General features: G+C 63.1%; 19 protein-coding genes. 11 read left to right on the top strand and 8 right to left on the bottom strand.

The window, feature by feature from the left end; all coding sequences use genetic code 11:
• Positions 1 to 13 precede the first annotated feature (13 nt).
• Positions 14 to 496 carry an MOSC domain-containing protein gene (locus KK137_RS05765; RefSeq protein ID WP_214535215.1) on the top strand — a complete coding sequence of 161 codons (483 nt, stop codon included), beginning with the start codon at positions 14 to 16 and terminating at the stop codon, positions 494 to 496.
• On the opposite strand, the gene leuA is transcribed toward KK137_RS05765, so the two are convergent.
• The 3 genes from leuA to KK137_RS05750 form a co-directional block, all read right to left on the bottom strand.
• Entirely contained in the window at positions 493 to 2,178 is a 1,686-nt protein-coding gene (gene leuA / locus KK137_RS05760) for a 2-isopropylmalate synthase (protein ID WP_214535214.1), read from the bottom strand. The two genes, KK137_RS05765 and leuA, sit on opposite strands and share 4 nt — an antisense overlap.
• A gap of 276 nt (positions 2,179 to 2,454) precedes the next feature.
• Positions 2,455 to 3,102 (bottom strand): YceI family protein, encoded by a 648-nt coding sequence (locus KK137_RS05755; protein ID WP_214535213.1) that lies wholly within the window; start codon positions 3,100 to 3,102, stop codon positions 2,455 to 2,457.
• A gap of 101 nt (positions 3,103 to 3,203) precedes the next feature.
• Positions 3,204 to 3,584: an I78 family peptidase inhibitor gene (locus KK137_RS05750; RefSeq protein WP_214535212.1), complete on the bottom strand. Its 381-nt coding sequence runs from the start codon at positions 3,582 to 3,584 to the stop codon at positions 3,204 to 3,206.
• Between the two features lie 143 nt (positions 3,585 to 3,727).
• Here KK137_RS05750 and KK137_RS05745 point away from each other — a divergent pair, with 143 nt between their 5' ends.
• Positions 3,728 to 4,801, top strand: coding sequence for a linear amide C-N hydrolase (locus tag KK137_RS05745; protein WP_214535211.1), 1,074 nt, complete (start codon positions 3,728 to 3,730; stop codon positions 4,799 to 4,801).
• A 154-nt stretch (positions 4,802 to 4,955) separates the two neighbouring features.
• Here KK137_RS05745 and ilvC read toward each other — a convergent pair whose 3' ends face one another.
• The 4 genes from ilvC to miaA all read right to left on the bottom strand — a co-directional run bounded on the left by ilvC (position 4,956) and on the right by miaA (position 9,539).
• On the bottom strand, positions 4,956 to 5,975 hold the full coding sequence (ilvC, locus tag KK137_RS05740; RefSeq protein ID WP_214535210.1) for a ketol-acid reductoisomerase: 1,020 nt from the start codon (positions 5,973 to 5,975) through the stop codon (positions 4,956 to 4,958).
• A 112-nt stretch (positions 5,976 to 6,087) separates the two neighbouring features.
• Positions 6,088 to 6,603, bottom strand: coding sequence for an acetolactate synthase small subunit (ilvN, locus tag KK137_RS05735; protein ID WP_214535209.1), 516 nt, complete (start codon positions 6,601 to 6,603; stop codon positions 6,088 to 6,090).
• 94 nt (positions 6,604 to 6,697) lie between these two features.
• Positions 6,698 to 8,440, bottom strand: a complete 1,743-nt coding sequence (gene ilvB / locus KK137_RS05730) for a biosynthetic-type acetolactate synthase large subunit (protein WP_214535208.1) — start codon at positions 8,438 to 8,440, stop codon at positions 6,698 to 6,700.
• A gap of 139 nt (positions 8,441 to 8,579) precedes the next feature.
• The gene (miaA, locus tag KK137_RS05725) at positions 8,580 to 9,539 is read right to left on the bottom strand and encodes a tRNA (adenosine(37)-N6)-dimethylallyltransferase MiaA (RefSeq protein WP_214535207.1); all 960 of its coding nucleotides are present in this window, start codon (positions 9,537 to 9,539) and stop codon (positions 8,580 to 8,582) included.
• On the opposite strand from miaA, the gene serB reads away from it, so the two are divergent.
• Positions 9,496 to 10,416 carry a phosphoserine phosphatase SerB gene (serB, locus tag KK137_RS05720; protein WP_214535206.1) on the top strand — a complete coding sequence of 307 codons (921 nt, stop codon included), beginning with the start codon at positions 9,496 to 9,498 and terminating at the stop codon, positions 10,414 to 10,416. The genes miaA and serB overlap by 44 nt on opposite strands.
• Positions 10,417 to 10,444: 28 nt before the next feature.
• Here the strand turns inward: serB and purL are convergent, their stop codons facing one another.
• Positions 10,445 to 12,682, bottom strand: coding sequence for a phosphoribosylformylglycinamidine synthase subunit PurL (gene purL / locus KK137_RS05715; RefSeq protein ID WP_214535205.1), 2,238 nt, complete (start codon positions 12,680 to 12,682; stop codon positions 10,445 to 10,447).
• Positions 12,683 to 12,808: 126 nt separating this feature from the next.
• On the opposite strand from purL, the gene KK137_RS05710 reads away from it, so the two are divergent.
• From KK137_RS05710 to KK137_RS05675, 8 genes are all read left to right on the top strand, one after another.
• On the top strand, positions 12,809 to 13,057 hold the full coding sequence (locus KK137_RS05710; protein WP_214535204.1) for an exodeoxyribonuclease VII small subunit: 249 nt from the start codon (positions 12,809 to 12,811) through the stop codon (positions 13,055 to 13,057).
• Positions 13,058 to 13,070: 13 nt separating this feature from the next.
• Positions 13,071 to 13,976, top strand: a complete 906-nt coding sequence (locus KK137_RS05705; protein WP_214535203.1) for a polyprenyl synthetase family protein — start codon at positions 13,071 to 13,073, stop codon at positions 13,974 to 13,976.
• Entirely contained in the window at positions 13,973 to 14,485 is a 513-nt protein-coding gene (gene coaD, locus KK137_RS05700; RefSeq protein ID WP_214535202.1) for a pantetheine-phosphate adenylyltransferase, read from the top strand. The genes KK137_RS05705 and coaD overlap by 4 nt, the downstream gene beginning before the upstream one ends.
• 80 nt (positions 14,486 to 14,565) lie before the next feature.
• Positions 14,566 to 15,258, top strand: a complete 693-nt coding sequence (locus tag KK137_RS05695) for a peptidylprolyl isomerase (RefSeq protein WP_214535201.1) — start codon at positions 14,566 to 14,568, stop codon at positions 15,256 to 15,258.
• Between the two features lie 39 nt (positions 15,259 to 15,297).
• The gene (gene queA, locus KK137_RS05690) at positions 15,298 to 16,335 is read left to right on the top strand and encodes a tRNA preQ1(34) S-adenosylmethionine ribosyltransferase-isomerase QueA (RefSeq protein ID WP_214535200.1); all 1,038 of its coding nucleotides are present in this window, start codon (positions 15,298 to 15,300) and stop codon (positions 16,333 to 16,335) included.
• A 47-nt stretch (positions 16,336 to 16,382) separates the two neighbouring features.
• Positions 16,383 to 17,327 (top strand): ABC transporter ATP-binding protein, encoded by a 945-nt coding sequence (locus KK137_RS05685; protein WP_214535199.1) that lies wholly within the window; start codon positions 16,383 to 16,385, stop codon positions 17,325 to 17,327.
• A complete protein-coding gene (locus KK137_RS05680) occupies positions 17,324 to 18,085 on the top strand; it encodes an ABC transporter permease (protein WP_214535198.1) in 762 nt (253 codons plus the stop codon). Before KK137_RS05685 ends, KK137_RS05680 begins: the two co-directional genes overlap by 4 nt.
• A gap of 83 nt (positions 18,086 to 18,168) precedes the next feature.
• A complete protein-coding gene (locus tag KK137_RS05675; protein ID WP_214535197.1) occupies positions 18,169 to 19,098 on the top strand; it encodes a DUF481 domain-containing protein in 930 nt (309 codons plus the stop codon).
• The last annotated feature ends 42 nt before the right edge of the window (positions 19,099 to 19,140 follow it).

Raw genomic sequence — 19,140 nt, 5'->3', positions numbered from 1 at the left:
CAAGCGGTCAAGCATGTCCATTACCTTGTTGCCGGGTTTGGGGGTTGCCGGAGATGCTCACTGCGGAACGACGGTGCAGCATCGCTCGCGAATCCGTTCGACGCCCGGCGCGCCGAATCTGCGCCAGGTTCATCTCATCCATGCCGAATTGTTCAGCGAACTGACCGCGAGCGGGTTCGAGGTGACCGCGGGCATGTTGGGCGAGAACGTCACCACGACCGGCATCGATCTGCTGTCCCTATCGACAGGCACCCAGTTGCTCCTGGGCGGGCAGGCGATCATCGAACTCACGGGCTTGCGGAATCCTTGCCGCCAGATCGACGACAACATCGCGCCCGGCGCCATGGCCGCCGTCCTCGGGCGGGCGACGGACGGTGCGCTGGTGCGCAAGGCCGGGGTCATGGCGATCGTGTTGGGGGGCGGCCAAGTCCGTCCCGGCGACGCGATCGCCATTCACCACTTGCCGGACCATCACGTTCCGTTGGTTCCGGTCTAGGCCTCGGCGGCGACAGCGGCGTTGGCCGCGCTGAGAATGGCCCTAACGCTTGCCGTCGCCACGTCTTGGTCGATACCGACGCCCCAAACTACGTTGCCGTTGGGAAGCGCGCACTCGAGATAGGCTGCAGCCCGCGCATCGGTACCCTTACCGAGCGCATGTTCGGTGTAGTCGAGCACCTCGATGTTGAGCCCAAAGGTTTGCTGCAGCGTTGCGAGGACCGATGAGACCAGCCCCTTGCCGCGACCGCTGACGCTTTGCTTTTTGCCGGCGACGGTGATCGTGCCGCTGAACAGACGCGTTCCGTCATGCCCGCGAGATTCTTCGTAGTCGACGAGTTCAAACGTCGCGCCTTGATCGGTGAGGAAATAGGCGTCCTGGAAGCTCGCCCAGATATCGTCCGAGTTGAGCTCTCGCCCCAACTCGTCGGCCATGCGCTGAACGTGGCGCGAGAAATCGACCTGCAGGCGCTTGGGCAGCTTCAGCCCCTGGCCCTGCTCCAGCACCCAGGCAAAGCCGCCTTTGCCCGACTGCGAATTCACCCGGATGACCGCCTCGTAATTGCGGCCCAGATCAGCCGGATCGATCGGCAGGTAGGGCACCCGCCAAAGTTCGTCGTTGCGCTGGTCCTGCGCTTCGAAGCCCTTCTTGATCGCGTCCTGGTGGCTGCCGGAAAAGGCCGTGAAGACCAGTTCGCCGCCATAGGGATGGCGCGGGTGGACGGGGAGTTGGTTGCAGTATTCGACAGTCTCGATGATCTCGTCGATGTTCGAGAAGTCCAACCCTGGGTCGATGCCCTGCGTGTACATGTTGAGCCCGACCGTCACCAGGCAGCAGTTGCCGGTGCGCTCGCCATTGCCGAACAGGCAGCCTTCGACGCGGTCGGCGCCCGCCATCAGGCCGAGTTCGGCCGCGGCGACACCGGTGCCGCGGTCGTTGTGGGTGTGCAGACTGATCGCCGCCGCTTGGCGATTGGGCAGGTTGCGGCAGAAGTATTCGATCTGGTCGGCGTAGATGTTGGGTGTCGCCGCTTCGACCGTTGCCGGCAGGTTGAGGATGAGCGGACGTTCGCTGGTCGGCTGCAGCACGTCCATTACCGCCTCGCAGACCTCGAGGCTGAAATCGATTTCGGCAGTCGAAAAGGTCTCCGGCGAGTATTCGAAGTGCCAGTCGGTGTTGGGACGCTTGGCCGCTTCGTCGCGCAGCAGTTTGGCGGCGTTGATAGCGATCTGCTTCACCTCGTCCCGACTCATGCGGAAGACGATCTCGCGCCAGGCGGGGCTCACGGCATTGTAGACGTGGACGATTGCCGTGCGTGCGCCCTCGAGGCTTTCGAACGAGCGCTTGATCAGGTCCTCACGGGCCTGGGTCAGGACCTGGACGGTCACGTCGTCAGGGACGCGGCCCGAACGGACCAGTTCCTGGATGAAATCAAATTCGGTCTGTCCGGCAGCGGGGAAGCCGATCTCGATTTCCTTCACCCCGACCTGGACCAGAAGGTCGAAGAAGCGGTTCTTCTTCACCGCGTCCATCGGGTCGACGATCGCCTGGTTGCCGTCTCGCAAGTCTGTCGAGAGCCAGCGCGGCGGGTGCGTGATGGTACGGTTCGGCCATTGCCGGTCCGGCAGGTTGATGGGGGGGAAGGGCCTGTATTTCCGGCCCGGTTCCTTAAGCATGCTCATGTTCGTGCCTTATCGCGTGAACGCCGCTGGGCAAGAGCCGCGGCGCCGTTTCGACCATTGGTGGTTCGAAAAACCCTTAGGCGTGTGCCCGCGCTAGACGCGCAGGCCAAAGACGCGCCTAAGGGCGCGTAAGTCGAAGCAGCGAAAGGAGCTCGCGACGTTTCATCGTGGCGAGCCTATGCGCGAATGGTTACCAAATGTCCACCCTCAGTCCTCCGGCAGATCCGGGAAAGGCGCCTGCCGCCCGCCCGAACCCGCCGAAGTATCTGCGAAGGCCTACTGCTTTTCGAAGGCGACAGTGATGTCGAGTTCGACTTCGTCCGACACGATCGGAATACCGTACGAGACACCGAAGTCGGAGCGCTTGATCGTGGTTTCGCCTTCGAAGCCGACAGTCAGCTTGTTCGGCGGCATCATCGCGTTGCCGGCACCGGTAAACTTGGCGTCGAGCACGACGGGCTTGGTTACGCCGTTGAGGGTCAGGTCACCGGTAATCTTGGCGTCGGTGCCATTCACTTCGACCTTGGTCGATACGAAGCGCGCCGGCGCCGGCGCCGCACCGAAGAAATCGGCTTTGCCATTATCGCCAGCCGGCTTGAGCAGGTGCTGGGTCAGACCCGCGCTGGCGGTGGTCACCTGCGCAACCGGAATCGTTACGTCGACCTTGGCATTCTGCAGGGCCGCCGGATCGATCGACAATGTGCCGGAGACCGATCCGAAAATACCGAAATAATCGTTGAATCCGAGGTGGTTGACACGCCAACCCACCAGCGAGTGGTTGGGGTCGGCCGCATAAGTTCCGGCCTGAACCAGGCTCGGATCCATCTTTCCAGGCGGCTGCATCGCGCCACCCTGGGCCTGCAAGGTGCCAATGGTCAGCGCCGCGACGCCGGCGGCGGCGAGGGTAAGTGTCAGTTTACGCATGAAGAGTCTCCCCGGGGGTTGTTTGCGCGCAATCTGACGCGACTGCTTCGCAATGTCCACCGGGAACCGAAGCGTAACGGACGCTCCTCGAGAGAAGACACCTAGCCGCAGTGAAAGTGCTTGATCCGCCCGTCTTCGCCAAGTTCGGCGTTCAGCCGTTCCTCGCTGAAATCCATCGTAAGAGCATCGCCCGGCCCGTAGTATCGGATCACCCGCTCACCCACTGCCTTGACGATCTCTGCTTTGACCGTGTCGGTCGGCAGGACATTCAACCAGCGATCGAGCTTTCCGGCACCGCACTTGTCCTCCTCGGGTTCGATGTTTGGCCTCGCGTCGACGGGAGACACCATCGGAGAAGGGGTATCGGTCGAGGCCGTCGGGGCCGACGTTGCCCCCGCGGTGGCTAGGGCTTCGGACGGAGCCTTCTCCCCCTGGCAGCCCGCAAGCGCGGTCAGCAGGCTTATCGCAAGCAATGATCTCATGAAGCACCCTCGTATGTCGGAACCATCCAACCGCGGCGGCGCGCTCGGGTTCCGGCGCGGAACCAGTCGGGGGGTCAAGGCTTAAGGCTTCGATGGGGATCACGCGCTTTGCTCGCACGGGAAGCGCTCGCACGGGATAATTCATGGGTCTGACTCAGTTTTCGAGCCATTTGTTCGAGGCGGGCCTTATTTCCACCCTCCTCCTGTCATCCGCTATTCCGGCCGCGGCCTGTACGCGGATTGTCTATCACGGCGCCAACGACATCGTGATCACGGCCCGGTCGATGGACTGGAAGAGCGACATCCTCAGCAACTTGTGGATCCTCCCTCGCGGAATTGAGCGGAGCGGCCAGGCTGGCCCCAATTCGATCCGCTGGAAGGCGAAATACGGCAGCGTGATCGTCAGCGGCTACGATGTCTCGACCACCGACGGCGTCAACGAGGCCGGGCTGGAGGCCAACCTCCTATGGCTGGTCGAATCCGAATATCCCCACTTCGATGGCACGGGCAAACCCGGACTCACCATCGCCGCCTGGGCTCAGTACGCGCTCGACAACTTCGCCAGTGTTGCCGAAGCCGTCGCGGCGTTGGAGAAGGAGCCGTTTACCATCGTCACCGACAACATTCCCGGCGAGGAGCGGCTGACGACGGTTCACCTGTCGCTATCCGACGCCTCTGGCGACAGCGCTATTGTCGAATACATCGACGGCAAGCAGGTCATTCATCACGGCCGGCAGTATCAGGTGATGACCAATTCCCCGACGTTCGACGATCAACTCGCGATCAACCGCTACTGGGAGACGATCGGCGGAACGGTAATGCTTCCGGGGACCAACCGGGCGGCGGATCGGTTCGCCCGGGCCTCGTTCTATGTGAACGCCATTCCGAAGGACGAAGACCCGAACCGTGCGCTGGCGAGCGTGTTCAGCGTCATTCGCAACACGTCGGTGCCCTATGGCTTGACCACCCCGGAGGAGCCAAACATCTCCTCCACGCGCTGGCGGACGGTGTTCGACCACAAACGCAAGCTCTACTTCTTCGAGTCCGCGTTGACGCCGAACACGTTCTGGGTCGACTTGAAGGGGATAGACTTTTCGGAAGCAACCGGCCGGGTGAAGACGCTCGACCTCGGACCGAACCAGGATCACACCTTTTCGGGTAACGCGACGGCTGAGTTCAAGGAGAGCAAGCCGTTCGAGTTTCTGGGACTGCAGTAGATTGGGAAAATCTTCCCTGTCGCAAGGCGATGGGGAGGGAGACCAGGCGAAGCATGGGGGAGGGGCGAGCGATGCGCCGCTTGCCCCTCCGTCAGTCACCTAGGGTGCCTGCCACCTCCCCATCGGCTACGCCGACAGGGAGGGTTTTCGATACTTAGTTCTTTTCTTGGTCGACCAGCTTGTTGGCGCCGATCCAGGGCATCATCGCGCGCAGCTGGGCACCGGTCTTCTCGATCGGGTGAGCCGCAGCAGCCTTGCGGGCGGCCTTGAGCTCGGGCTGACCGGCGCGATTATCGAGCACGAAGTTCTTCACGAAGCGGCCCGAGGTAATGTCGGCCAGAACGCGCTTCATTTCGGCCTTGGTCTCATCGGTGATGATGCGCGGGCCGGTGGTGATGTCGCCGTATTCGGCGGTGTTCGAGATCGAGTAGCGCATGTTGGCAATGCCGCCCTCATAGAGCAGGTCGACGATCAACTTGGTTTCGTGGAGGCACTCGAAGTAGGCCATCTCCGGCGCGTAGCCGGCTTCGACCAGGGTTTCGAACCCGGCCTGGATCAGATGGGTGATGCCGCCGCACAGAACGGCCTGCTCGCCGAACAGGTCGGTCTCGCACTCTTCCTTGAAGTTGGTCTCGATCACGCCCGAGCGGCCGCCACCGACGCCCGAGGCATAGGCGAGGGCGATGTCATGCGCATTGCCGCTGGCGTCCTGGTGAACCGCGATAAGGCAAGGCACACCGCCGCCCTTCTTGTATTCGCCGCGCACGGTGTGGCCCGGCCCCTTCGGCGCGATCATGATCACGTCGATGTCTTCCGGCGCCTCGATCAGGCCGAAGTGGATGTTGAGGCCGTGGGCGAAGGCGAGAGCCGCGCCCTTCTTCATGTTGCCCTTGAGATCGTTCTCCCAGATCGCCGCCTGGTGCTCGTCAGGGGCGAGGATCATGAGGATGTCGGCCCAGCCAGCGGCTTCCTGGTTGGTCAGCACCTTGAAGCCGGCAGCTTCGGCCTTCTTCGCCGTGGCCGAACCCGGGCGGAGCGCGATGGCGACTTCCTTAACGCCGCTGTCGCGCAGGTTCTGCGCGTGGGCGTGGCCCTGGCTGCCATAACCGATGATGGCGATCTTCTTGTCCGTGACCAGGTTCAGGTCGGCGTCGGCGTCGTAATAAACCTTCATTTTCGTTCCCTCGTCACCCCGGCATACGCGGGGCCAAATAAGCGATGCGTCCGATGGGACGGCGGATAGGCTCCCACTGACGCGGGAGCGACGGAAATTTTCTACGGCCGGCTCAAGCGCCTTCGGCACCCCGCATCATGCCCACAATGCCGGTGCGGCCGACCTCGACCAGGCCGAGCTCGCGCATAAGCGAAACGAACGTGTCGATCTTGCTCGGATCGCCGGTCAGCTCGAAGATGAAGCTCGAGGTCGTGGTGTCGACCACCTTGGCGCGGAACACGTCGGCAAGGCGCAGCGCCTCGACGCGGTTGTCTCCCTTGCCGGCGACCTTCACCAGCGCCAGCTCGCGTTCCACGTGGGCGCCAGATTCAGTCAGGTCGACGACCTTGTGGACGGGCACCAGGCGCTCAAGCTGGGCGGTGATCTGGTCGATCACCGGCGGCGGACCGTTGGTGACGATGGTGATGCGGCTGAGCGCGTGGTCTTCGCTGATGTCGGCCACGGTCAGACTGTCGATATTGTAGCCGCGCGCGGTGAACAGCCCGGCGATCTTGGCCAGGATGCCGGCCTCGTTATCGACGGTGATGGTGAGGACGTGACGCTCGGTATCGCGGTGGTGGATTTTCATTCGTCTCTCTCGGACGCGTCCTTCGACAGGCTTAGGACGAACGGGATTGGGTTGGCGCGGCTGAAGCCGATCATGCTGAGCTTGTCGAAGCGCATCAAACGAGCGCCTTCGCTTCATCGTCCATCGTGCCGGCGACCATGTCGCCATAGAGCAGCATTTCAGTGTGGGCCGCACCGCTCGGGATCATCGGGAAGCAGTTGGCCCCCTTCGACACCTGGCAGTCGACCATGACCGGACCATCGTGGGCCATCATGGCCTTGATGCCTTCGTCGAGCTCGCTCTCCTGCGTAATGCGAATGCCCTTCCAGCCGTAGCTTTCGGCGAGCTTCACGAAGTCGGGCAGGCTGTCCGAATACGAGTTCGAATAGCGACTTTCGTACGTCAGTTCCTGCCACTGGCGGACCATGCCCATGTACTCATTGTTGAGGATGAACACCTTGACCGGCAGCCGGAACTGGCTGGCGGTGCCGAGCTCCTGGATGTTCATCTGGATCGAAGCTTCGCCCGCGATGTCGATCACCAGCGAGTCTGGATTACCGAGCTGCGCGCCGATCGCCGCCGGCAGGCCATAACCCATCGTGCCGAGGCCGCCGCTGGTCAGCCACTTGTTCGGTCCGAAGAAACCGAAGTACTGTGCTGCCCACATCTGGTGCTGGCCGACCTCGGTGGTGATGATCGGATCCTTGTCGCGGGTGAGGGCGAACAGCCGCTCGATGGCATGCTGCGGCATGATCTCGTCGACGCGCTTGGGATAGGCGAGGCTGTCGCGGCCACGCCAGCCGTCGATGCGCGCCTTCCATTCGCCGAGGTCTCGCGACTTGCGATTGCCCCAGGCGGTGATGAGTTGCTCCAGCACCGTCGCGCAATCGCCGACAATGCCGAGGTCGACCGGGATCACCTTGTTGATCGAGGCGCGGTCGATGTCGATGTGGATCTTCTTCGAGCCCGGCGAAAACGCGTCGAGCCGTCCGGTGACTCGGTCATCGAAGCGGGCGCCGATGTTCACCATCACGTCGCACTCGTTCATCGCCAGGTTGGCTTCGTAAGTGCCATGCATCCCGAGCATGCCGAGCCAGTCTGCGTGATCGGCCGGGAAGGCGCCGAGACCCATCAGGGTCGACGTGACCGGCGCGCCGGTGAGCTTCTGGAACTCGCGCAGCAGCTGGGTGGCGCGCGGACCGGAATTGATCACGCCGCCGCCGGTATAGAGTACGGGGCGTTCCGCCTTCGCGATCAGTTCGATGGCCTCGGCGATCTCGTCTGCCGCGGCAACGGTGCGCGGCGAATAGCGCTTCGGGCGCTGCGGCGGCGCGTCGCTGAGCGTGGCGGTGGCGACCTGGACGTTTTTGGGGATGTCGATCACGACCGGGCCGGGACGGCCGGTGGTGGCGATCTCAAACGCCTCGTCGATCGTCGCGGCGAGTTCCGACGGATCCTTAACCAGGTAGTTGTGCTTGGTGCAGTGGCGCGTGAGGCCGATGGTGTCGGCCTCCTGGAACGCGTCGGTGCCGATCAGGTTGGTGGCGACCTGTCCGGTGATGACGACCAGGGGGATCGAATCCATGAACGCGTCGGCGATGCCGGTGATTGCGTTGGTCGCGCCCGGACCCGAGGTGACGAGTACGACGCCCGGCTTACCCGTCGAACGGGCATAGCCCTCGGCCGCATGCGCTGCTCCGGCTTCATGCCGCACGAGAATGTGGCGAATGCGGTTGTCGGAGAATAGCTCGTCATAGATCGGCAGGACGGCGCCGCCCGGGTAGCCGAACACGAATTCGACGCCCTGACGGACCAGGCTTTCGATCAATATCGCAGCGCCGCTGCGTTCTTCGGACACGGTAACTTCCTTCCATTGGCCGCCTATCGGCCTTCCTCAAAAAACGGACCCGGCGCGATTGCCTCGCGCCGGGCCGCTCCTCTCGAGATTGGTGAGGATACGATCCTCTTCGAGAGGGGCTGCTAAGGGACATGAAATGTCATGTCAACCCCAAATATCGGAATAATATTTCAAACAAGGGCGGAGTGGGGGAATTTTCATTCGCCACCCTTCGCCAATCTTCCGGAGGCTGGTTGCGGAACCAGGTGTATTGGCGTTTCGCGTAGTTGCGCGTCGCCTGACGCCCCTGCGCGATGGCTTCGTCCAGCGAGTGTTCCCTGCGCAAATACCCCGCGATCTCGGGCACCCCGATAGCCCGCATGACCGGGCTCAGGGGATGGAGGGAGCGGGCGAGAAGCGCCTCGACCTCTTCGATCGCTCCGTTTTCGAGCATGCGGGTGAACCGCTGGTCGCAGCGCTCGTACAAGCGCTCCCGTTCCGGCAGCAGGATCAGGGGAAAGAGCTCGATCGCCGCAGCGATGCCGCCCTCGCGCCGGGTCTGCCAGTGCAAAAGAGGCCGTCCAGTCGAGCGGACAACCTCCAACGCGCGGGCAATGCGCGTGGTGTCGCCGGGATTGAGGACTGCGGCGCGTTCGGGATCTTCCTGCTGCAGCGCCCCATAGGCCTCGCCGACAGGAAGGGACCGGACGGCTTCGCGCACCGCCGGGTCGATTGGCGGAACCGGCGCGATGCCGTCCAGCAGGGTACGGATATAGAGACCAGTGCCTCCGACGAGGATCGGCAAGGCTCCCACCCCGTGGGCCGCCTCTATTTCGCGTTTCGCATCGTGGGCCCAGTCCGCCGCCGAACAGGGCTCGGTTCCCTCCCTGGTTCCGAACAGTCGGTGCTCGACACCGCGCATCTCTTCGGGGGAGGGGCGGGCACTCAGGACACGGAGGTCACGATAAACTTGCGCGCTGTCGGCATTGATCACGACGGCGCGATTGCCCCGTTTCTCGAGATCGAGCGCCAGCTCCACCGCCAGATCGCTCTTGCCGCTGGCGGTCGGCCCTGCAATGAGCGCGACCGCTTTTCTAACCGGAGATTGCCCGTTGCTCATCGCGAGGCTGATAGCAGACCACGCCACCCTTGAAGCAAGCCTCGATGCAGCCACCGCTGCATTGGCGACTCAGGGGCAAGCCTTGGCAGAGGCGCGCATGCTTGATGCTTGCAGCGACGTGCTGGAATTGATGCTGCCTGGCAATGATGCGACCGGCCTGCGCAGCGTGCTCGATGCTCACTTCCCGAAGTCCGATGCCGTGATCGCCCGCGACGAGTTCCGTATCCCACATCTCTTCGTGTCCGACATGGATTCGACCATGATCGGCCAGGAATGCATCGATGAACTGGCCGACTTCGCCGGCATCAAGGAAAAGATCGCCGCTATCACCGAGCGGGCGATGCAAGGCGAACTCGATTTCGAGAGCGCGCTACGCGAGCGGGTCGGATTGCTTTCTGGGCTGGAAGAATCGGCGATTTCCAGGTGTCTGGTTGAACGGATCGTCCCCATGCCCGGCGCACGGACATTGGTGGCGACGCTCAAGCACCATGGTTGCCGGACAGTTCTCGTGACGGGCGGGTTTCATCACTTCGCTGATCCGGTGGCCGAAGACCTCGGATTCGAACGCGTGGTCGCGAACCGTCTGGCGGTGTCGCAGGACAGGCTGTCCGGGCAACTGGTTGGCGGGATCACCGACTCGTCGGTGAAGGCACGCGTTCTGCAGGAGGAGATGTCGCTACTTGGCGCCAGCGCGGTCAGCCTGGCCACGGGCGACGGCGCCAACGACATCCCGATGCTTGAAGCGGCGACCTACGGCGTGGCCTATCACGCCAAGCCCAAGGCCCGCGAAGCCGCCAATGGCTGGATCGACCGCGGCGACCTGACGAGCCTTCTTAAGCTCCTGGATATCCACGAACGCGACTGGGTAATGGGCTGAGGCCTCCCCGCGAGGGGAGGGGCAGCGTTCACTGCTCCATCCACTCCCGGAAGAAACTCTCGTTCGCGTCGCGCAATTTCGCCAGCGGCACGCCAAACAGGCTGTCGCCGGTCACCGTGCCGATGTGGCGAACCCCCGAGGAAGCGGTATCCGCATCGCGGGTGCCCTTGGCGAGCTGTTCCTGGAAAGCGGTCACGTCAGGCACGGTGAGGAGATACCGCCCTTGATCCTCGCCAAACCACCAGGCGGTGGGTGAATAGTCAGGGTGCGCTTCGACTTCGGCACCAAAGCCTCCGGCCAGCGCCATCTCGGCGAGGGCCACGGCAATGCCGCCATCGGAAATGTCGTGCACCGCGCTGACTAATCCGGCCTCGATCAATTCACGGATGAACTCGCCCGAGTTCTTCTCCAGCGTCAGATCGACCGGCGGAGCATCGCCGTCCTCGCGGCCGTGGATCTCACGCAGCCACAGCGATTGTCCGAGATGGCCGCGCACGGGATTCGGAGCAGCCCAGAATTCCCGGCCCATGAGGTAGATGGACTCGCCTTCGGCCTTGAAGGCGATGGTTGCCGACTTGTCGTAATCGGCCAGCAGCCCCACGCCACCAATCGCAGGAGTCGGCAAGATGGCGCTACCGCCGCCCGTTGCCTTGCTCTCGTTGTAGAGCGAGACGTTGCCGCTCACGATCGGATAATCGAGCACCTGGCAGGCTGCGGCCATACCTTCGAGGCAACCGACGATCTGAGCCATGATCTCCGGACGCTGCGGGTTGGCGAAATTCAGGCAGTTGGTGATCGCCAGCGGCTTGCCGCCGACGGCTGAAATGTTGCGATAGGTCTCCGCCACCGCCTGCTTACCGCCTTCGTAAGGATCGGCATAGCAATAGCGCGGAGTGCAATCGGTGCTGATCGCGAGCGCCTTCTTCGTGTCGTGCACACGCACGACCGCCGCATCGCCGCCTGACTTCTGCAGCGTGTCGGCACCTACCTGGCTATCGTACTGTTCGTAAATCCAGCGCCGGCTGGCGAGGTCGGGGCAGGCCATGAGCTTGAGCAGGTCCGCGCCGATGTCGGTGCTTTCCGGAACGTCGCCAAGCGGCTTCACCTTGGCCCAGGCCTTGTATTCCTCGGCGCTAACGTAGGGCCGTTCGTAGAGCGGAGCTTCGTCGGCGAGCGGAGCGAGCGGTATGTCGCACACGACCTCGCCATTCCACTCGAGCACCATGTGGCCGGTGTCGGTCACCTCGCCGATCACCGCGAAGTCGAGCTCCCACTTATGGAAGATCGCCTCGGCCTCGGCTTCGCGGCCCGGCTTGAGTACCATGAGCATGCGCTCCTGGCTCTCGCTCAACATCATCTCGTAGGGCGTCATGCCGGTTTCGCGGCAGGGCACCTTGTTCATGTCGAGCCGGATGCCCGCGCCGCCCTTACTGGCCATCTCGACCGACGAGGAGGTGAGTCCGGCAGCGCCCATGTCCTGGATGGCGACGATCGCATCGGTCGCCATGAGTTCGAGGCAGGCCTCGATCAACAGTTTCTCGGTGAAGGGATCGCCCACCTGCACGGTTGGGCGCTTGGCATCCGAGTCTTCCCCGAAGTCCGCGCTGGCCATGGTCGCGCCGTGGATGCCGTCACGGCCGGTCTTTGAACCGACATAGACGATCGGATTGCCGACGCCGGTCGCGGCCGAATAGAAAATCTTATCGGTATCGGCGACGCCCACCGTCATCGCGTTGACCAGGATGTTGCCGTCATAGGCCGAGTGGAAGTTGGTCTCTCCACCGACGGTCGGCACACCGACGCAGTTGCCATATCCGCCAATGCCCGCGACCACGCCCTGGACGAGATGCTTCATCTTCGGGTGATCCGGGCGCCCGAAACGCAACGCGTTCAAGTTGGCGACCGGGCGGGCGCCCATGGTGAACACGTCGCGCAGGATCCCGCCGACACCCGTCGCGGCGCCCTGGTAGGGCTCGATATAGCTCGGGTGGTTGTGGCTCTCCATCTTGAAGATCGCCGCCTGGCCATCGCCGATATCGATGATGCCGGCGTTCTCGCCTGGACCGCATATCACCCACGGCGCGGAGGTCGGGAGCTTCTTCAAGTGGAAGCGCGAGCTCTTGTAGGAGCAGTGCTCGCTCCACATGACAGAGAAGATTCCGAGCTCGACCAGGTTGGGCTCGCGGCCCAATGCCTTCAGGACGTGCTCGTACTCTTCGGAGTTGAGGCCATGCTGTTCGACGATTTCGGGGGTGATCTGAGACATGGTTGCCGCCCTTAGCGAGCGCGGGAGAGTCGCGCTAGACCGACTCTGGTGCGGAGAGTGCAATCCCGTTCAGACCTGTTGGCAGTGCGCTTGACCCCCGGCCCTATCACCGCCAAACCACGAAGCATGGAGGAGCAGGGACCCGAAATCGGCGCAATGAGCTTCGAAGAAGCGTTGCGTGCGCTCGAAGACGTCGTGCGCAGGCTTGAGACGGGCGATGTCCCGCTCGAAGAATCGATCAGCCTCTACGAGCGCGGAGAGCAGTTGCGCCGACATTGCCAGGCACGGCTCGACGCAGCTCAGGCGCGGATCGAGAAGATCGTGGCGGGTCCGGACGGCAAGGCCACCGGGACCGTGCCCTTCGACGCCGGTTGAGGCGGAGCGGACCATGGGACTGGTTCTCGCAGACAGCTTGCTCAAACAGGAGCTCGAGCGTGTTCAGGCGGACGTCGACGGGGCGTTCGACGGCTTGCTCCCGACGCCCGAGGACAGTCGCGCCCGACTGGTCGAGGCAATGCGCTATGCTGTGATTGGCGGCGGTAAGCGCGTGCGGCCTTTCCTGCTGATAACGACGGCAGGGATGTACGGCGTCTCGAGGACGGCCGCCGTGCGCGCGGGTTGTGCGATCGAGGCAATTCACGCTTACTCGTTGGTCCACGACGATTTGCCCTGCATGGACAACGACGATGTGCGCCACGGCAAGCCCACGGTGCACAAGGCCTACGACGTGGCGACGGCGGTGCTAGCCGGTGACGCCCTCCATGCTCTCGCGTTCGAGATCCTCGGCGATCCGGTCACCAGCAATGATCCCTTCACCAGGGCCGAGCTGGTCCACGCTCTCGCCGCTGCCAGCGGGCACAACGGCATGGCGGGCGGACAGATGATGGACATGCTGGCCGAAGGCGCCGATTTCGATTTGCGCACGGTCACCCGACTGCAACAGCTCAAGACCGGCGCCTTGCTGAGCGCGGCGGTTGAGATGGGGGCGATTCTCGGCAAAGTTCCGGAGGAGGGCAGGGGATACCTTCGCGCTTATGCCCGCGACATTGGCTTGGCCTTCCAGATCGCAGACGACTTGCTCGACCACGAAGGTGACGAGGCCAAGGCCGGCAAGACACTGCGCAAGGATGAAGGACAGGGCAAGGCGACGTTCGTTTCGTTGATGGGAGCGGAGCAAGCCCGCCACCAGGCCAAGGCGCTGAGCGAGCAGGCCGTGGGCCATCTTGCCAGCCATGGCCAGGAAGCCGATTTGCTGCGCGAACTGGCCCGCTTCGTGGTGGAGCGCGATCGTTGAGCAGCCGAGTCGGACTTTATCCCGGGACGTTCGATCCGGTTACGCTCGGCCACACGGACATTATCCGCCGCGGCGCCAAGCTGGTCGACAGGCTGATCATCGGCGTCACCACCAATCCGAGCAAGGACCCGATGTTCACGCCCGAGGAACGGATCGAGATGGTCCGGGCCGAAGTGGCGGGGCAGGGCCTCGCCAATGTTGAGGTCAAGGGCTTCAACGCCTTGCTGATGAAGTTCGCCGAGAAAGAAGAGGCGGACCTGATCATCCGCGGCCTGCGGGCGGTCGCGGACTTCGAGTACGAGTACCAGATGGCCGGTATGAACCAGCAGCTCAACGACCGGATCGAGACCGTCTTCCTGATGGCCGATGTGTCGCTGCAGCCGATCGCGTCCAGGCTGGTCAAGGAAATCGCGCTGTTCGGCGGGGACATCGCCCCGTTCGTCAGCCCCCCGGTGCGCGAGCTGGTCAATGCGCGGGTCGCGAAGCTCGGCCGCAGGGGTGAGATTTAGGCTGTAGACCCCAGCCGTTCATTGAACTGTCAGCGGCTTATGGCTAGACGCTGCCCAATCTTCAGGAATTGTCGGACCCAATGACAAATCGCCTTCTTGCCGCGGCGCTCGCTTTCATGGCGGCCTCCACTTCCGTTCCAGTGTTTGCCCAGGATGCAGCCGCGCCCGCCGCGCCGGCTCCTGTCCAGGCGATTCCGCTGACGGTGAACCTCGACCAGTCGGTGGATAAGGAGAACATCCTCTATCTGGACCTGTCGAACAACCAGCGCGTGGCGATCCGCTTGATGCCGCAGTGGGCACCCCATCACGTCGAGCGCATCAAGCAACTGACGCGCCAGGGCTTCTACGATGGAATCATCTTCCACCGCGTGATCGACGGCTTCATGGCGCAGACCGGCGATCCCACGGGAACGGGCCAGGGCGGTTCCGACCTTCCGAACCTATCGGCCGAATTCAACCGGTTGCCGCATGTCCGCGGAACCGTATCAATGGCGCGTGCTCAGGATAAGGACAGCGCCAACAGCCAGTTCTTCATCGTGTTCTATCCGCGCTTTTCGCTCGACAAGAACTACACCAACTTCGGCCGTGTGATCGCCGGGATGGACGCGGTTGACGCGATCGAGCGTGGCGAGCCGCCCGAGCATCCCACATACATCGTCCAGGCGTCGATTGCGGCCGACAACAAGCCCCCGAAGTATGCTCCGGCGCCGCAAGTCGAACCGCTGGCCCCAGACTTGAACCAGATCGATCTGCGCAACCCGGCGTCGAACTAAGTCTCGACGCTCCACGGTGGCCCGGTTAGGGCGCCCGGCATGCGTGTTGACCTGTTCGATTTCGAGCTTCCCCCGGAGCGGATCGCTTTGCGTCCGGCTCGGCCGCGTGACGCCGCGCGATTGCTGCTCATCCCTGGAAAAGGCGAGCTCGGCAACCTGGCCGTGCGCGATCTTCCGGGCCTGCTACGCGCGGGCGATGTACTCGTCTTCAACGACACGCGGGTCATCCCGGCGCAACTTGAAGGCCGAAGAGGAGAAGCCCGGATCGGCGCAACGCTGCACAAACGCCTCGACCTGCGACGCTGGCAAGCTTTCATCCGCAATGCCAAAAGGCTGCGCGAGGGCGATGTCGTGGAGTTCGCCGCGGGAGTGACGGCGACGGCCGAGGAGCGCCACCCCGACGGTAGCTGGACCTTGGCCTTCGGAGGCGCGGAACCGGTCGAAGTCCTGCTGGAGCGAGCCGGGCAACTGCCGCTCCCGCCCTACATCGCAGGCAAGCGACCGACCGACGAGGCAGACCTCGAGGATTATCAGACGATCTTTGCCCGCGAGGCCGGGGCGGTAGCGGCGCCGACCGCGGCGCTCCACTTCACCCCCGAGCTCCTGGCGGCACTCGATGAGGCCGGAGTGGTGCGCGAGACGCTGACACTCCATGTCGGTGCCGGCACCTTTCTGCCCGTAAAGGCTGACGATACCGAGGCCCATGCCATGCATGCGGAATGGGGACGCATAGATGCCCCCACCGCGGAACGTCTTAACACCACGCGTCGAGCGGGCGGGCGCTTGATCGCGGTCGGTACGACGAGCCTGCGTCTGATCGAGAGCGCAGCGTCGGAAGACGGGACGATAGAGCCTTTCGAAGGCGACACCTCTATCTTCATCACGCCGGGCTACCGCTTCCGCGCAATCGACGGTCTCATGACAAACTTCCACTTGCCGCGCTCGACGCTGTTCATGCTGGTCAGCGCCCTGATGGGGCTGGAACGAATGCAAGCGGCCTATGCCCACGCCATCGCGGAATCGTACCGGTTTTACAGCTACGGCGATGCAAGCTTGCTACTGCCCGGTGAAGAATAGGAAGACTGGGTTGTAAAAAGTAACCGGCGCGCCATCTTCGCCGGGCTTTGGACAACCCGATTCTCGATATCCGGAACCTATCCAAGACCTACAAGGGCGGAACCACCGCGCTTGCGGGCGTCGACCTGCAGATCCGCAAGGGCGAAATCTTCGCGCTCCTCGGGCCCAACGGCGCGGGCAAGACCACGCTGATCGGCGCCGTCTGCGGCTTGCTTCGGCCGAGCAGCGGAACCATCGAGGCGTTCGGCAAGGATGCGATGCGCCAGTGGCGCGACGTGCGGCGCCGCATCGGGCTGGTGCCGCAGGAACTGGCCTTCGACATGTTCGCCCAGGTCGATCACTCGGTGCAATATTCCCAGGGCCTGTTCGGATCGGCCCGGAACGACGCACACATCGAAGAGGTTCTGCGTTCGCTTAGCTTGTGGGACAAGCGCACGGCAAAGATCCGCGAACTCTCTGGCGGCATGAAGCGCCGCGTGATGATCGCGAAGGCCTTGAGTCACGATCCGGAACTCCTCTTCCTCGACGAGCCAACCGCCGGTGTCGATGTCGAACTGCGGCGCGATATGTGGCGCCAGATCGGCACCCTGCGTGACCGCGGCACAACCATCATTCTGACAACCCACTACATCGAGGAAGCCCAGGAAATGGCCGATCGTGTGGGGGTCATCAACAAGGGGCGCTTGCTGCTGGTGGACGAAAAGGCCGCGATCATGGCCAAGCTCGGGAGCACAGAGGCGCGCGTAAGTCTGTCTCAGGCAGTCGATATCATTCCCCCCGCGCTCGCCGCCTATCCGCTCTCGCTCGAAAATGGAGGTAGAACGCTGGTCTACCGCGGCGGCGACGGCACCGGGAAGGGTAAGCGCGAGGTGGCCGAACTGGTCCGCGCGTTGGTAACCCAGGGCATCGCCTTCGAAGGTATCGAAACGCGCGAATCCAGTCTGGAGGATATTTTCGTCGACTTGGTCGAGCGCGGTGAGGTGCCCGCATGAACGCGCGGGGGGCCTTCGCGATCTTTCATAATGAGCTGCTGCGGTTCTTCCGCACGGCCTTCGGCTCGATCGTCTCTCCGGTCCTGACCACTTCGCTCTATTTCATCGTCTTCGGCGCGGCGATGGGCAGCCAGATCAAGGAAATCAATGGAGTGCCCTACGGGGCGTTCATTGTCCCTGGGTTGCTCATGCTCACCCTGCTGAGCGAGAGCACGTCTAACGCCAGCTTTGGCATTTACATGCCGCGCTTCACGGGGGCGATTTACGAGTTGCTCAGCGCACCCGTGGGGGTGGCGGAGACCCTTCTGGGCTTCGTCGGCGCCGCCGCGATGAAATCGCTGATCATCGCGGGGATCATCCTGCTGACGGCCCTGCTCTTCGTCGACTATACGATCGCTCATCCTGTCTACGCTGTTGGTTACGTGATCCTGGTCGCGGCGGCCTTTTCCTTGTTTGGCTTCATTCTCGGGATCTGGGCCGACGGGTTCGAGCGACTGCAGATCGTGCCGATGTTGATCTTGACGCCCCTGACGTTCCTTGGCGGCACCTTCTACTCAATCGAGATGCTGAGCGAGCCGTGGCGTACGGTCGCGCAATTCAATCCGATCTTCTACCTGATCAACGGCTTGCGCTGGACCTTTACCGGCGCATCCGACGTCCCAATCGGACTGGCCCTTACGGCAACCCTCGGCTTTGTGACGCTATGCATCGCCGTCATCGCTTTCATCTTCCGGACGGGCTGGCGCCTGCGCGGTTGAGGCACGCTCTACTGATTTTCAGCTAGCCGGGTTCGGGTTCCGCCTGATGTCCCCAGGCGGTCGTCCCGCTTAGCAGAGAGGGCATGGGCTGCAGGGGGACCCTTTTTCACGCCACACTCGCTGCGGTCCTGCTGGCAGCCGGCGGAACCGCGCGTGCAGAAATCCCTGAAGCCGTCGTCAAGGTGATCGCTGCTGCGGAAGCGACCGGTGACCCGGCCAAGACCAAGACGGTCTACGACATGGTCCGCGCTGCTTATCCGGATCTCAAGGATGAGCTCGACCTGATGGAGCAGCAGGGCAAGGCCAGGGTCGCCTCCGCGGCGGAGGCGAAGAAGGTCCAGGCGAGACAGGAAACTTCCGAGTCCGGGTTTTTTACTCACTGGGATGGCCGCGGTGAGATCGGGGCGAAGCACTCGACCGGCAATAGCGACGAGATCGGTCTCACCGCTTCGCTGCTCCTTCGCCGCACGGGTGTCATCTGGCGCCATAAGCTGACGGCGCGGGCCGAGTTCGAGAGCACCGATGGCGATACGACCACCGAAAACTACTTCTTGGCCTATCAGCCCAGCTACGAAATAGGTGACGACCTTTTCATCTACGCGCTCGCCCAATACGAACGAGATCCGATCCAGAGTTTCTCAGCAAGATATTCGGTGTCGGGCGGGTTGGGGTACCGGCCGTTCGAACGGCCCGACTTGCGCGTCGAAGTGAAAGCGGGGCCGGCCTGGCGAGAGATCCACTACATTCCCGAAGGTGGCAACTCGCACTTTGCGATTCACGTGGCGGCCGATTTCGAATGGCGGATCGCGACCAATCTCAAGTTCACGGAAACGACGGGCGCCTACATTCAGGCCGGAAACCAGACGTTCTATTCGCACACCGGGTTGGAGAGTGGAGTGGGCAAAGGGCTGAAGGCGCGCCTATCATACAGCTTCGAGTACGACACCGCGTTGCCCAACAACGTGAAGGACGTCGACACGCTGTCGCGCTTTACCTTGCTCTACGATTTCTGACCGCGCTTCGTCGAACTGGCGCGCGCTTTTGTCCTTGTGGGC

It is taken from the genome of Croceibacterium selenioxidans (assembly GCF_018599195.1).
In the GTDB taxonomy this organism is placed as follows: Bacteria; Pseudomonadota; Alphaproteobacteria; order Sphingomonadales; family Sphingomonadaceae; genus Croceibacterium_A; species Croceibacterium_A selenioxidans.
The sequence above is the reverse complement of the archived record's forward strand: the minus strand, read 5'-3'. Positions and strand labels throughout refer to the sequence as shown.

Excerpts from the sequence above, each read along its gene's own strand:
- KK137_RS05695 (WP_214535201.1), top strand. The coding sequence starts at position 14,566 with ATGACAAATCGCCTTCTTGCCGCGGCGCTCGCTTTCATGGCGGCCTCC.
- KK137_RS05710 (WP_214535204.1), top strand. The coding sequence starts at position 12,809 with ATGGAGGAGCAGGGACCCGAAATCGGCGCAATGAGCTTCGAAGAAGCG.
- leuA (WP_214535214.1), bottom strand. The coding sequence starts at position 2,178 with ATGAGCATGCTTAAGGAACCGGGCCGGAAATACAGGCCCTTCCCCCCC.
- serB (WP_214535206.1), top strand. The coding sequence starts at position 9,496 with ATGAGCGCGACCGCTTTTCTAACCGGAGATTGCCCGTTGCTCATCGCG.
- queA (WP_214535200.1), top strand. The coding sequence starts at position 15,298 with ATGCGTGTTGACCTGTTCGATTTCGAGCTTCCCCCGGAGCGGATCGCT.
- ilvN (WP_214535209.1), bottom strand. The coding sequence starts at position 6,603 with ATGAAAATCCACCACCGCGATACCGAGCGTCACGTCCTCACCATCACC.
- KK137_RS05755 (WP_214535213.1), bottom strand. The coding sequence starts at position 3,102 with ATGCGTAAACTGACACTTACCCTCGCCGCCGCCGGCGTCGCGGCGCTG.
- ilvC (WP_214535210.1), bottom strand. The coding sequence starts at position 5,975 with ATGAAGGTTTATTACGACGCCGACGCCGACCTGAACCTGGTCACGGAC.
- miaA (WP_214535207.1), bottom strand. The coding sequence starts at position 9,539 with ATGAGCAACGGGCAATCTCCGGTTAGAAAAGCGGTCGCGCTCATTGCA.
- KK137_RS05680 (WP_214535198.1), top strand. The coding sequence starts at position 17,324 with ATGAACGCGCGGGGGGCCTTCGCGATCTTTCATAATGAGCTGCTGCGG.
- KK137_RS05745 (WP_214535211.1), top strand. The coding sequence starts at position 3,728 with ATGGGTCTGACTCAGTTTTCGAGCCATTTGTTCGAGGCGGGCCTTATT.
- KK137_RS05750 (WP_214535212.1), bottom strand. The coding sequence starts at position 3,584 with ATGAGATCATTGCTTGCGATAAGCCTGCTGACCGCGCTTGCGGGCTGC.
- KK137_RS05675 (WP_214535197.1), top strand. The coding sequence starts at position 18,169 with ATGGGCTGCAGGGGGACCCTTTTTCACGCCACACTCGCTGCGGTCCTG.
- KK137_RS05765 (WP_214535215.1), top strand. The coding sequence starts at position 14 with ATGTCCATTACCTTGTTGCCGGGTTTGGGGGTTGCCGGAGATGCTCAC.
- KK137_RS05705 (WP_214535203.1), top strand. The coding sequence starts at position 13,071 with ATGGGACTGGTTCTCGCAGACAGCTTGCTCAAACAGGAGCTCGAGCGT.
- purL (WP_214535205.1), bottom strand. The coding sequence starts at position 12,682 with ATGTCTCAGATCACCCCCGAAATCGTCGAACAGCATGGCCTCAACTCC.